Source organism: Pantoea sp. SGAir0180 (assembly GCF_043546245.1).
The window spans coordinates 2,214,329-2,226,703 of the sequence record NZ_CP028071.1; the positions used below are offsets into that span (position 1 = coordinate 2,214,329).

The 12,375-nt window shown below is 53.1% G+C and carries 13 protein-coding genes; 8 read left to right on the forward strand and 5 right to left on the reverse strand.

Translation table 11 applies throughout. The annotated features are described in order from the left end of the window. Window positions 1-257: 257 nt before the first annotated feature. From C1N58_RS10345 to rimJ, 5 genes are all read right to left on the reverse strand, one after another. Complete coding sequence (locus C1N58_RS10345) at window positions 258-1,952, reverse strand: methyl-accepting chemotaxis protein (RefSeq protein ID WP_205956305.1); 1,695 nt, start codon at window positions 1,950-1,952, stop codon at window positions 258-260. A gap of 505 nt (window positions 1,953-2,457) precedes the next feature. Then, window positions 2,458-3,996: a murein biosynthesis integral membrane protein MurJ gene (gene murJ / locus C1N58_RS10350; protein ID WP_006118811.1), complete on the reverse strand. Its 1,539-nt coding sequence runs from the start codon at window positions 3,994-3,996 to the stop codon at window positions 2,458-2,460. A gap of 121 nt (window positions 3,997-4,117) precedes the next feature. Beyond that, complete coding sequence (locus tag C1N58_RS10355) at window positions 4,118-5,038, reverse strand: Gfo/Idh/MocA family protein (protein ID WP_394564157.1); 921 nt, start codon at window positions 5,036-5,038, stop codon at window positions 4,118-4,120. Next, the gene (locus C1N58_RS10360; protein ID WP_394549688.1) at window positions 5,039-5,683 is read right to left on the reverse strand and encodes a YceH family protein; all 645 of its coding nucleotides are present in this window, start codon (window positions 5,681-5,683) and stop codon (window positions 5,039-5,041) included. A 15-nt stretch (window positions 5,684-5,698) separates the two neighbouring features. Next, window positions 5,699-6,289: a ribosomal protein S5-alanine N-acetyltransferase gene (gene rimJ, locus C1N58_RS10365; protein WP_033737566.1), complete on the reverse strand. Its 591-nt coding sequence runs from the start codon at window positions 6,287-6,289 to the stop codon at window positions 5,699-5,701. A gap of 408 nt (window positions 6,290-6,697) precedes the next feature. Between rimJ and C1N58_RS10370 the strand changes: the two genes are divergently transcribed. The 8 genes from C1N58_RS10370 to C1N58_RS10405 all read left to right on the forward strand — a co-directional run bounded on the left by C1N58_RS10370 (window position 6,698) and on the right by C1N58_RS10405 (window position 12,344). Then, window positions 6,698-7,261, forward strand: a complete 564-nt coding sequence (locus C1N58_RS10370) for a lipoprotein (protein WP_006118807.1) — start codon at window positions 6,698-6,700, stop codon at window positions 7,259-7,261. A gap of 157 nt (window positions 7,262-7,418) precedes the next feature. Beyond that, on the forward strand, window positions 7,419-8,462 hold the full coding sequence (pyrC, locus tag C1N58_RS10375) for a dihydroorotase (RefSeq protein WP_394564158.1): 1,044 nt from the start codon (window positions 7,419-7,421) through the stop codon (window positions 8,460-8,462). Window positions 8,463-8,524: 62 nt separating this feature from the next. Continuing rightward, the gene (gene dinI / locus C1N58_RS10380; protein ID WP_006118805.1) at window positions 8,525-8,770 is read left to right on the forward strand and encodes a DNA damage-inducible protein I; all 246 of its coding nucleotides are present in this window, start codon (window positions 8,525-8,527) and stop codon (window positions 8,768-8,770) included. A 142-nt stretch (window positions 8,771-8,912) separates the two neighbouring features. After that, complete coding sequence (locus C1N58_RS10385) at window positions 8,913-9,185, forward strand: hypothetical protein (protein WP_394564159.1); 273 nt, start codon at window positions 8,913-8,915, stop codon at window positions 9,183-9,185. Between the two features lie 245 nt (window positions 9,186-9,430). Next, entirely contained in the window at window positions 9,431-9,685 is a 255-nt protein-coding gene (gene bssS / locus C1N58_RS10390) for a biofilm formation regulator BssS (protein ID WP_006118802.1), read from the forward strand. A 96-nt stretch (window positions 9,686-9,781) separates the two neighbouring features. Beyond that, on the forward strand, window positions 9,782-10,900 hold the full coding sequence (solA, locus tag C1N58_RS10395; RefSeq protein ID WP_394564160.1) for an N-methyl-L-tryptophan oxidase: 1,119 nt from the start codon (window positions 9,782-9,784) through the stop codon (window positions 10,898-10,900). 291 nt (window positions 10,901-11,191) lie between these two features. Then, window positions 11,192-11,767, forward strand: coding sequence for a cytochrome b (locus C1N58_RS10400; RefSeq protein WP_394549690.1), 576 nt, complete (start codon window positions 11,192-11,194; stop codon window positions 11,765-11,767). Between the two features lies 1 nt (window position 11,768). Then, window positions 11,769-12,344 (forward strand): YceI family protein, encoded by a 576-nt coding sequence (locus tag C1N58_RS10405; protein ID WP_162286204.1) that lies wholly within the window; start codon window positions 11,769-11,771, stop codon window positions 12,342-12,344. Window positions 12,345-12,375: the final 31 nt, after the last annotated feature.

Below are 12,375 nucleotides of genomic sequence, written 5' to 3' on the forward strand. Positions count from 1 at the left end.
CACGCTGTCCATTTTTGAAGAATCCGTCATCACGCGTGGATGACGGATTTTTTCATGCTGTCGTCACAGGGCGGCGGGTCTGTTATGCAGAATATCTGCCCCCTCCGCCCAACAGATGCAGTGTCCAACGCGCTATACATCCTGCACCTCCGGCATCCCGGATAACGTCTCTGCTCCAGCGCATCCCTGCGCATACTGCCTGTTCTGATAAGAAGCGGACGCCGATTTAGCCTGCCACGATCTGGCAGGCATTCGTCTTAAAACGCTTCCCAGTTGTCGTGACCTTTCTTCGGTGCCGCTGCTGCAAAAGCAGGAACGGCGGGAGCAACGACTACAGTGGGGGCGTCAGACGGTGTTAACGGGGCTCGTTCAAGTTTAAAGACGGCCACGGCTTTCGTCAGTTTATCCGCCTGATCCTCAAGGGAGGCCGCAGCGGCTGAAGCCTCTTCAACCAGTGACGCATTTTGCTGGGTTACTGCATCCATTTCTGTGATCGCGTGGCTGACCTGCTGAATGCCTCGTTTCTGCTCGTCTGAAGAGACGGCAATTTCAGAAATGATGTCATTCACACGCTGGAATGCGTCTACCGTTTTCATCATGGTGGTACCGGCATCGCTAACCAGTTCCGTGCCGTTGTTAACCAGTCCGACAGAAGTGGCGATAAGCCCTTCGATTTCTTTTGCAGCCTGCGCGCTGCGCTGAGCAAGGCTGCGCACTTCGCTGGCGACCACCGCAAATCCGCGTCCCTGCTCCCCTGCCCGCGCGGCTTCGACCGCGGCATTCAATGCCAGAATATTCGTCTGAAAGGCGATGCTGTTAATGACGCTGGTAATTTCAGCGATCTTTTTCGAACTGCCGGAGATATCGTCCATGGTTTTGACGACGCGATTAACAATCTCTCCACCCGACTGGGCTTTTTCGGACGCATCGGACGCCAGCTGGCAGGCGTGATGCGCATTGTCGGCATTCTGTTTAACCGTCGCGGTCAGTTGTTCCATACTGGCAGCCGTCTGTTCCAGCGACGCGGCCTGCTGTTCCGTTCGGGAGGAAAGATCGGTGTTGCCGGAGGCAATTTCCCCCGCGCTCTGAAAGATAGCAATGGCCCCATCGCGGACAGCGCCGACAGTTTGGGCAAGCGATGACTGCATACGTTGCAGGTTCGACAGTAACATACCCGGCTCGTTACGACCGCAGGCCGAGGGTGGTACGGTCAAATCGCCGTGGGCAATCAGATCGATACGGTGAAGTGACTGTCTTAAAGGCTTAATTACCACTTTTCTCAGCAGAGCAAAAGCCAGTAGCACAATCACTACGGATGCGATAAAGGCCACTAACATCGTGGTATAGCCTGTTTTAACCTGTTCAACCGCCTGCTGTTTAATGTCCATCGAGCGCTGATTGCGCATCTGAATGGCTTTCATCAACACGTCTTTATACGCTTTGTCGAGTTTGTCAGCCGCCGTTTCATCCGCAATGATCTCTTCAAAACTGTTCTGTTTGGCTGCCTCAATCATCGGCATCAACCCTTTTTGCAGGTAATCCTTAAATCGCGCCTGCAGTTGTTTATCGAGTTCGATGCCGACTGGCGTCCTGACCGGACGGTTAAGGTAAATATTCAGCCCATTTTCTGCCTTTTTAATGCTGCCCTCTGTGGCGCTGAGGAAAGCGGCGTAGTTATCCGTGTCGGCAATACGTGCCGCTGCGCCGGCCTGAATAATATTGAGCCTGGCAGAGCGCATATGCGTTGAGCTGTCGAGTAATCCCTGCCTTACCGAAATTTCATCCGTTGACACGTCAAGGGAATGTTGCCCCTGCGTCAGAAACCAGGCGGATATCGTGCTACTGCACACGAACAGAAATAAGATGCCGCCAAAAATCAGGCTGAATAAGGGAATAAGATTGAGGTTGTACCAGAAACCTGGCATCGCGTTTTCATGAGCGCGGGTATGCATTTTGATCTTCCTCTCAATGATGGACTAAAGGTACTCATCGGCAGGAAGAAGACAGGATTTACGCCAAAACGGACTTTTGAATCAGTTTCTTACAACATTATGGGCTTACCGCCCGAAGCGATGTCAGACACTAAATAGCAATGAAAAAAACATGAATTTTTTATGACAATACGCTGTAAACAGGCTTTTCGACGCGCCGTATTAACGTCTTGCGCCTGATGAGTCAGTAACGGCGTGCCCCCATCCATTATCGGGTATCGTCTCTTTGGCAACCCGCTGAGCGGATTATTCACCTGAAGATGCCTACAGGTCTGCTGCGATAGCTGTTCCAGGCCAGCAAAAGGGATGACAGAGGTTCGTGGCATCGCCGGGCGTGATGAAATGACTGGTCTGGCACAGAATCCCTTGTTAGTCCGGCCTGCACTGCGCAGGTTTATGACAAAAAGGCCGTAATGTTATCCATTACGGCCTGGATTACGGCATTAACCGTTGGAGGGTTTCATGGTCAGACGGCGGTACGGCGGGCATAATCCCGCAGTCGGAAGCCCATCATGCCCAGGGCCAGGAAATAAGCGCCGCCGCCTACCGCACAGACGAGAGCCAGCCGCAACAGGCGCCATAGCATGTTGCCCTGCTCCCAGTCAGGCATCCAGTACAGCATGCCTGACAGCGCGGCCGCCATGACGATTACCGCCACCAGTAAGCGAATCAGAAAACCGGCCCAGCCAGGCTGAGGTTGAAAGATTTTCTTTTTACGCAGTTGCCAGTAGAGCAACCCAGCATTGAGGCAGGCACCCAGACCAATGGAGAGTGACAGTCCGGCGTGCTTCAGCGGGCCAATAAAGGCCAGATTCATTAGCTGGGTCGCGATCAGCGTAATAATCGCAATTTTTACCGGCGTTTTAATGTCCTGACGGGAATAAAAGCCCGGCGCCAGGACTTTCACGACGATCAGGCCCATCAATCCCACCGAGTAGGCAATCAGCGCACGCTGCGTCATAGCGGCATCAAAGGCAGTAAATTTTCCGTACTGGAACAACGCGACAGTCAGCGGACCGGACAACATACCCAGCGCCACCGCACTGGGCAACGCCAGTAAAAAGCACAAACGCAGGCCCCAGTCCATTAAGCGCGAATACTCTTCATGGTGGCCACTGGCGAAACTTTTTGCCAGAGAAGGCAATAAAATCGTGCCCAGCGCCACGCCTAACACGCCGGACGGAAACTCCATCAGGCGGTCAGCGTAATACATCCATGAGACAGAGCCCGAGACCAGGAACGAGGCAAAAATCGTATTGATGATCAGTGAGATCTGACTCACTGAAACCCCAAGAATTGCCGGCCCCATCTGGCGCATCACGCGCCAGACGCCAGCATCACGCAGGTTGATCCGCGGCAGGACCAGCATGCCCAGCTTTTTCAGATGCGGTAACTGATAGCCCAGTTGCAGCAGTCCGCCGACCACCACCGCCCACGCCAGCGCCATGATGGGCGGATGGAAGTGCGGTGCGGCGAACAGCGCAAAGCCGATCATGCTGATATTCAGCAGCGTGGGGGCAAACGCCGGCACCGAAAAACGGTTCCAGGTGTTTAATATGGCCCCAGCCAGCGAAGCCAGCGAAATCAGGAGAATATAGGGGAAAGTGACGCGCAGCAGCGCGCTGGTCAGGGCAAACTTATCGGCTGTATCGGCGAACCCCGGCGCCGTCACCAGGATGACCCAGGGTGCGGCAACCATGCCTGCGACGGTCACGAGCGCCAGCGCCAGGGTCAGCAGACCGGAAACGTAGGACACGAAAAGCCGCGTAGCCTCTTCGCCCTGCTTACTTTTATACTCGGCCAGAATAGGAACAAATGCCTGCGAGAAGGCCCCTTCAGCAAAAATACGCCGCAGAAGATTGGGTAGTTTAAACGCAACAAAGAACGCATCGGTCGCCATGCCGGCACCAAACACCCGTGCCACAATGGCATCCCGGGCAAAACCCAGCACGCGGGAAAACAGGGTCATTGAACTGACCGCTGCCAGCGATTTCAACAAATTCATAATTGACGGGGCATCCTGAAAAGAATCGGCAAAATGAGTGACTTAGCACGGGTCCTGTCACACGTCGGGCGATAGTCTACTGCGATCGCGTGAAATGACCAGCACTGAGTGTTACAAGGCGTTATTCCCGTTCCGCGTCACGCCACATGGATTCGACGATACGTTGCGCCAGTAGCGCCTGCTCACCACTCGTTTCCGGCTTTGTCTGATTTTCGATGCAGAGAACAAAATGTTCTGCCACGCCCACAAATCCGCGCTGAGCCAGGTGGCTCTGCCAGGCAGCAGGCGGCGTGATCACTACGCCTGCACCGCACTCTTCCTGCCAGTCGCGCATGTCATGAATATCAATGCATTTGCCATCACAGATGGCGCTGATACGTTCGCGCTGGCTGCCTGCCCGACGGTGCATACTGGTGGTTACCTGCAATCCACCCGCATTGAAATGGTGCTCGGCGTAAAGCATCTGTCCCTGTTCATTGGTCGCAATATGGCCCTGACGGGGCAGCGCACGGCCTCCTGCCAGCCACAGAGCCGTATCAACGACATGCAGGTAATCATCTAACAGTGTAAAGCGCAGATCCTGTGGACCCACGCTGTCGCTGCGGTGTTTTTCGATACGCAGCGCAGCGGCGGAGTGCATTTGTGTTTTCAGTTGCTGATAGCAGGGCGCGAAACGCCGGTTAAACGCCACCATTAGCTTTCGTTGTTTCTTTTCGGCCAGCGCGACCAGCGCCTCTGCCTGATTCAGGGTTTCTGCCAGCGGTTTGTCGACACAGACATCCTTGCCAGCCTGAAGCAGTGCTTTGACCACGTCGTAATGGCTGGCCGTACTGCTGTGCACAAATACGGCGTCACAGGCGGCAGCCAGATCGGTCAGTGAAGGGAAGCAGGTGATACGGTAGCGGTCACAGACGATGCGGGCGTTGGCCTGATTCGGCGAAAATGCGCCGACTAACTGCCAGTTATTTGCCTGCGATAACACAGGCAACCAGGCCTTTTGCGCAATACCGCCTAACCCAACAACACCAATGCGAATCGTCATTTATTGTTCTCTTTCCAGTAATTGCGCCAGTTGTGCCTGAAGATCGGCAACCTGTTGCTCAAGCGCCTCAACCCGATCCCGCAGCGCGGCATCGTCCGCCGTGGCTGGGTGTTGCTCCAGCGCCCCGAGTTCGACCTCATCAGCAAACATGTGCATAAAACGGCTTTCACGTTTACCCGGCTCCCGCGCCAGTCGCATGACCATGGGCCCCTCAGCGCGCGACATCAACGTGTCCAGCGTCTGTTCAACGTCGCTGACGTCGGCAAACTCATGCAAACGCCCACTCCGGGTCCGCAGTTCACCAGGGGTTTGTGCGCCACGCAGGAACAGCAATGTGAGAACGGCAACTTCTGCGCTACTGAGCTGTAAATTACCGAAGGCGGAATTGCAGAAGCGTTGCTCGTATTTCACCACGCGCTGGCCGAACCCGCTGTTGGCGGTCACCAGATGCTTTTTAATCAGGAGATCGAGCTGATCCTGCACGTCGCTTTCGCTCAGCGTCATCACGGGCTCGCGATTAGATTTTTGATTACAGGCGGTAAGCACGCCATTTAATGAAAGAGGATACTGTTCCGGTGTGGTGATTTGCTTTTCCAGCAGGCAACCCAGCACGCGCAACGCCTGCGCCGACAAGGTCATCTTCATTGCGAACTCCTCATTTTACCCACGACGATTGGGTGTCCATTCCTTGCTGGTCAGCGCAGTCAGGACATGATCCTGCCACTGACCGTTAATCATCAGGTAGTTTTTAGCATAGCCCTCTTTTTCGAATCCCAGGCGGGCCAGCAGGTCACCACTGCGCTGGTTATGCGGCATGTAGTTTGCCATGATGCGGTGGATATATTGCTGGCGCTGCATATAGCGAATCGCCGACTGCAGCGCTTCAAACATCAGGCCCTGCCCTTGCCACTTCTCGCCAAGCGAATAGCCAAGATAGCAGGCATGAAAGGCACCGCGCAGGACATTGCTAAAATTCGCCACGCCACGCACTTCCGTTTCATTGCTGTCCATTAAAATAAAATAGAACGCCGAGCCCTGTTTATGCATATCAGCGATCAGGCCCAGCCGGGCTTGCCAGCCAGAGGGATAACAGTGGCTGTCATCACGCACCGGCTCCCAGGGTTTAAGGAAGTCACGGTTTTCCGCGTAATAGTCGGCTAAACGCCATGCATCGCGTTCATGAACCAGTCTTACCACCAGCCGCTCGGTCGTGAGTCGCACCCTTGGTGCGGCAGAACGATAGCCAAACATCATCTCTCCTGAAGTCCATGGCGGGAAGGAAATGCCAGTCATTGATAACTTTCACTATAACCGCCGCCAGGTCTGCGGTAAAACGTTACGCATACCACAACAGCCAGGTCGCTGAATTATCGTCCGGCCCACCGTGCAGCGCAGACGCGTCAAAAGATCTGTTCATATCTCCGATCCAGAAAATTGGTTTGGTAACCACATCGGTTTCTTAACCCTGTGCGCTGCCACTGCCCCGCCGCGTAAGAAGTCGTAGGTGCCGCAAGCCGCCCGTTTTAACAGCGGCAGATCGGGACACTTTCTTCCGGAAGGCATTTTCGGCAAATCCATATCATCCCATTCCTGATGACAGACGGTTTGCATTCAGGCAGGCTATGCCACGAGCGAGTTTTACAGTTAAACGAGGGAAGTATGAAGACGGTTTTTCACGGGCTGGTTGCCCTGTTTTTAGCGGTTTTACTGAGTGGCTGTAATCAGTTAACGCAATACACAATTAGCGAACAGGAAGTCAATCAGGCCCTGCAAAAACATAATAACTTCGAAAAAGACATTGGCGTATCAGGTCTGGTCAATGCCCATATTGTGTTAACTAACCTGAATAGCCAGATTGGTCGGGACGTGCCAGGCAAAGTCACCTTATCGGGCGATGCCAAAATTAATGTCTCCTCACTCTTTGGTCCGCAACAGGCCGATATGCAGCTCAAAATGCGTGCGCAGCCAGTGTTTGATCAGCAGCAAGGAGCCATATATTTGCGCGATATGGAAATCGTCGATGCGCAGGTTCAGCCCGAGAAAATGGCCTCTATTATGAAAACCCTGACGCCTTATCTGAATCAGTCGTTAAAAAGCTACTTTGATCAGCACCCGGCCTACGTGCTGAGCGCCGATCGCAGTAAAGCGGAATCGCTGGCGAAAAAATTCGCGAAAGGGCTGGAAGTGAAGCCTGGTGAACTGGTCATCCCCTTCACCGACTAACCGCCTGACAGGCAGCTTTACCGTCATCTTATCCGCGCCTTCAGGCGCGGATTTTTTTTAAAAAAGAAAAACAGGTGCAAACGGTTGCCTGAGTCCTTATGCTTATAACCCGGCCTAAACACGCCTTTCGTTTATTCTACTTGCCGGAGCCGCATTCATGACCGCACACCCTCAGCAACTTACTATCCGCCGTCCAGATGACTGGCATATCCATCTTCGTGATGATGATATGCTCAACACTGTGCTGCCCTATACCAGCGCAGTCAATGGTCGTGCTATCGTCATGCCCAATCTGGTTCCGCCGGTAGTCAGCGTCGCGGCGGGCGAAGCTTATCGCAATCGCATTCTGGCTGCCTTACCTGATGGGCACGCTTTTACCCCCCTGATGACCTGCTACCTGACCGACTCGTTAGAGGCCGATGAGCTGGCCCGCGGTTTTCAGTCGGGATTGTTCACGGCCGCCAAACTGTATCCCGCTCATGCCACGACCAATTCAAGCCATGGTGTCACCAATATTGCTTCGATTGCTTCAGTGCTGGAGCGGATGCAAACGCTGGGAATGCCGCTGCTGGTGCATGGTGAAGTGACGGACTCGCACATCGATATTTTTGACCGCGAAGCCCGCTTTATTGAAACGGTGATGGAACCGCTACGCAAACAGTTCCCCGCGCTGAAAGTGGTGATGGAACACATCACGACCAAAGATGCAGCTGACTATGTGGAAAGCGCCAATGAAAACCTGGCGGCAACGATTACGCCGCAGCATCTGATGTTCAACCGCAACCATATGCTGGTCGGGGGTATCCGCCCTCACCTGTACTGTCTGCCGATCCTGAAACGCAATACGCATCAGCAGGCGCTGCGCAGGATTGTCGCCTCCGGTCATCCCCGTTTCTTTCTGGGTACCGACACCGCGCCTCATTTGCGCCATCTGAAAGAGAGCAGCTGCGGCTGTGCGGGTGTGTTCAACGCCCCTACCTCCCTGCCCGCGTACGCCACCGTATTTGAAGAGCTCAATGCCCTGCAGCATTTTGAGGCATTTTGTTCTGAAAATGGTCCGCGTTTCTATGGCCTGCCGCTGAACGACGGCACCCTTACGCTGGTGCGTGAGCCATGGACGGTAGAAGAAAGCATTGCAATGGGCGCTCATACGCTGGTGCCTTTCCTTGCCGGGGAAACCCTCAACTGGCGTATAAAATAATTTCGCTTGCCTCCGCCATATTTATACTGTAATTATATACAGTATCTTATACGGAGGCTTTTATGCGTGTTGAAATTACCGTTGCCAAAACCCAACCTCTTCCCGCTGGTGCGATGGAAGCCCTGAGCCAGGAGCTGTCGCGCCGGATCGATGAACAATTTCCGCAATTCACCAATCAGGTCAAAGTGCGTTACGCCACGGCGAATCAACTGAGCGTAATGGGCGGTGACAAAGACACGCGTGAGCAAATCAGTGAAATCCTGCAGCAAACGTGGGAAAGCGCTGACGACTGGTTCATTACCGATTAACCGCCACTGTGCTGTTTTTACCGGGTTTCGCCACCCGGTTTTTTTATCTTCATTTATGCCTGACGAACCGCTCGCCCATCTGGACTCCGAATGACCAATGCCCTATGCTGGCGCTGATCATGCATAAAAGGAGTTTCATCCCATGACTACAGATAAACCCGAAGAAACCATGACCTTTGGCGAGCTGCTGACGCTCATCGGTGAACAGCAACGCCGCTTGACGGTGCTGGAAAACGCCTTTTCCAGCCTGATTTTCTGTCTTGATGACCGGGCCAGTCAGTTGCTGGTGCATAATCTTTCGCTTGAAGCGCAAAATCAAAACCATGATGAGCAATTGCAGCAGCAGTTTGCGCGCCTTGCAGAGACATTACAAAAACGTAGCGGTTCAGCAGGCGTTGAAACTTCCCCTCTTTAACCCTGTTTAACGACCTTAATAAGCCTTTTTTATTGTTCAATTAGGACAATTGCACGCCCGGTATTCAGGTATTATATCTTCTCAGCCTGACTGTTTTAGAGATAATCATTCTGCATTCAGGCTTTCCATGATACGTTTTAATCAGTGAATCGCCATTTTGCTGTTATAATTGTTTCGCAGTGGAAATTAAAAGCCGCATTGAACCTCATCATGCACTTCGTTTAACGAGTAATAAGGAGGTTATAATGGACAGTCGGAAAGATGTAATTCAGACCCATCCTCTGGTGGGCTGGGATATCAGTACTGTTGACAGCTATGATGCGATGATGATCCGTCTGCACTCCCTTTCGTCGCAGGATCAAACTGAAGAAGACGCGGACGTCGGCCCGACCTACTGGCTGACGACTGATGTAGCCAGGCAATTTATCTCTATTCTCGAAGCGGGCATCGCTAAGATTGAATCTGCCGAGCAAGTAGAACGACTACGAAAGAAGCATTAATACTGCTGCATCAGCGAGGCACCCAACCGGGTGCCTTTTTTCATGGACTTTCTGGTATGCTATTGATTATGTAACCCTTTCAGGAGTTCCATTTTCATGATTTACGATCTCATTGTGGTCGGTGGCGGTTCAGTGGGTGCAGCGGCTGGCTATTATGCGACCCAGGCTGGCCTTTCCGTACTGATGATTGACAGCGCACATCCTCCCCATCATCAGGGTGCTCATCACGGAGAAAGCCGTTTGATTCGTCATGCCTATGGCGAGGGCGAACGCTATGTACCGCTGGTATTGCGTGCGCAAACGTTGTGGGATGAACTGGAACAGCAGGCGGGCGAGCGCATTATGCATCGTTGCGGTGTCCTGAATCTTGCGCCTGTCCAGTCTGAATTTATTCAAAACGTCGTAAGCAGCGCCAAAACCTGGCAGCTCCCTGTCGAGGTGCTGCAGGCGGCTGACGTGCGCAAGCGCTGGCCACAGCTGGCGGTTCCTGACGGATATCTGGGCGTTTTCGAACCAAACTCTGGCTTTTTAAAAAGTGAACAGGCGGTTCGAAGCTGGATACAGCTGGCAGAAAAACAGGGCTGCGCGCAGTTGTTTAACTGCCCGGTTACTCAGATCCGGCGTGACGGCGAATTGCAACAGGTTACCACGCTCGATGGCCTTTACCGTGGCCGCAAACTGTTGGTCAGTGCGGGCACCTGGGTAAGTAAACTGGTCCCCGATTTGCCCATCGCCCCTAAGCGTAAGGTGTTTGCCTGGTATCAGGCTGATGGCCGCTACAGTGAAAACAATGCGTTTCCTGGCTTCACCTGCGAAATGCCGGATGGCAGTCAGTATTATGGTTTCCCGGCGGACAACAATGCCTTAAAAGTCGGTCGTCATGATGGTGGTCAGCTAATGACAACACCTGAAGACCGCAAGCCGTTCGGCAGCCTTTCCGCCGATGGCAGTGAAGCCTTCCGGTTTCTCCGTCAGTTTTTACCGGGCGTTGGGGTTTGCCTGCACGGTGAAGCCTGTAGCTATGACGTGAGTCCTGATGAGGATTTCATCATTGATACACTTCCGGGCGAACCGAATCGTCTGATCATCACCGGTTTAAGCGGGCATGGCTTTAAATTTGCCAGCGTGTTGGGTGAACTCGCCAGTCAGTTTGCACAGAACAAACCGTTCAGTTTCGATCTTACCCCTTTCCGTTTATCGCGTTTTCACGCCTGACCGTACGGCGCGCGTGCAGTGCACCGCGCCGCATTGACACAGATTTACACGCCAGCCCGTTTTACCGCTTTTTCTTCTGCCAGCCAGGTGTTTCAGAGATGTTTTCTCCATCAGTCACGTCATGCCGCCGCCAGATAAGTGCGTTTATTCAATAATCCTGCGCATAGTCAAATCGGTTCACCAAACCCATTGCACCAGCACCAATAAATTTATAAAAAAGTAAGCATCATTGATTTTGTGTTTCATTCTGTAGATTCTTGTTTCCACGTATTCCTTTGATGCTGTAGCACAATGTCGCTGACAAATTCCTCCACCCGTTACGGTTTACTCACGATTTTTCTGCACTGGTCAATGGCCGTGGTTATTTATGCCATGTTCGCGCTGGGCCTGTGGATGGTTGGCCTGAGCTATTACGACAGCTGGTACCATAACGCGCCTGACATTCATAAAAGCATCGGCGTGTTATTAATGCTGGCGCTGGTCATCCGGCTGGTATGGCGTGTGCTTTCGCCGCCCCCTGAACCGCTGCGTAGCTATTCTCCTGCGGTGCGCTTCGCGGCAGTGTTCGTGCACTGGCTGCTTTACAGCCTGCTTATTGCCCTTCTGCTGAGTGGCTATCTGATCTCGACTGCGGATGGCAAACCCGTGTCTGTTTTTGGTTGGTTCTCGTTACCGGCGTTATTCAGTGGCGCGGGTGAACAGGCGGATTTAGCAGGAAATATTCATCTGTGGCTGGCGTGGAGCATCGTGGTGCTGTCGGTGTTGCATGGTCTTGCCGCGTTAAAACATCACTTTATTGACCGCGATATCACCCTGAAAAGGATGCTGGGACTGCGCATCCACTCTCCCTCTGAAAAGGAAAAATGATATGTTCAAAAAAACGCTTCTGGCTGTTACCGCTACTGCCCTGCTGCTGGGATCACTGACCGCTAATGCCGCCGATTACAAAATCGATAAAGAAGGCCAGCACGCCTTTGTTCAGTTCCGTATTCAGCATCTGGGCTACAGCTGGCTGTATGGGACGTTTAAAGATTTTGATGGCTCATTCACCTTCGATGCAGACAATCCCACCGCCGATAAAGTCGATGTCACGATTAAAACCAACAGCGTGGATACCAACCACGCCGAGCGTGACAAACATATTCGTGGCCCTGAATTTCTGAACGTGGCGAAACATCCCACCGCGACGTTCAAATCGACTTCCGTGAAAAAAGACGGTGACAAACTGGCGGTCACCGGGGATTTAACGCTGAATGGCGTGACAAAACCGGTGACGCTGGAAGCCAAAATGATGGGCGAAGGAAAAGATCCGTGGGGCGGTTATCGAGCCGGTTTTGAAGCTGAAGGCGAGATTGCGCTGAAAGACTTTAATATCACCCATGACCTGGGCCCTGCCTCGCAGAACGTCGAGTTAATTATCTCTGTTGAAGGCGTCCGTCAGTAACAAAACACCCGCCTGAAGTCGGCCTTCAGGC

Coding starts and splice junctions, on each gene's coding strand:
- C1N58_RS10370 (WP_006118807.1), top strand. CDS start 6,698: ATGAAGACGGTTTTTCACGGGCTGGTTGCCCTGTTTTTAGCGGTTTTA.
- C1N58_RS10385 (WP_394564159.1), top strand. CDS start 8,913: ATGACTACAGATAAACCCGAAGAAACCATGACCTTTGGCGAGCTGCTG.
- C1N58_RS10355 (WP_394564157.1), bottom strand. CDS start 5,038: ATGACGATTCGCATTGGTGTTGTTGGGTTAGGCGGTATTGCGCAAAAG.
- C1N58_RS10345 (WP_205956305.1), bottom strand. CDS start 1,952: ATGCATACCCGCGCTCATGAAAACGCGATGCCAGGTTTCTGGTACAAC.
- murJ (WP_006118811.1), bottom strand. CDS start 3,996: ATGAATTTGTTGAAATCGCTGGCAGCGGTCAGTTCAATGACCCTGTTT.
- rimJ (WP_033737566.1), bottom strand. CDS start 6,289: ATGTTTGGCTATCGTTCTGCCGCACCAAGGGTGCGACTCACGACCGAG.
- C1N58_RS10405 (WP_162286204.1), top strand. CDS start 11,769: ATGTTCAAAAAAACGCTTCTGGCTGTTACCGCTACTGCCCTGCTGCTG.
- C1N58_RS10400 (WP_394549690.1), top strand. CDS start 11,192: ATGTCGCTGACAAATTCCTCCACCCGTTACGGTTTACTCACGATTTTT.
- C1N58_RS10360 (WP_394549688.1), bottom strand. CDS start 5,683: ATGAAGATGACCTTGTCGGCGCAGGCGTTGCGCGTGCTGGGTTGCCTG.
- solA (WP_394564160.1), top strand. CDS start 9,782: ATGATTTACGATCTCATTGTGGTCGGTGGCGGTTCAGTGGGTGCAGCG.
- pyrC (WP_394564158.1), top strand. CDS start 7,419: ATGACCGCACACCCTCAGCAACTTACTATCCGCCGTCCAGATGACTGG.
- dinI (WP_006118805.1), top strand. CDS start 8,525: ATGCGTGTTGAAATTACCGTTGCCAAAACCCAACCTCTTCCCGCTGGT.
- bssS (WP_006118802.1), top strand. CDS start 9,431: ATGGACAGTCGGAAAGATGTAATTCAGACCCATCCTCTGGTGGGCTGG.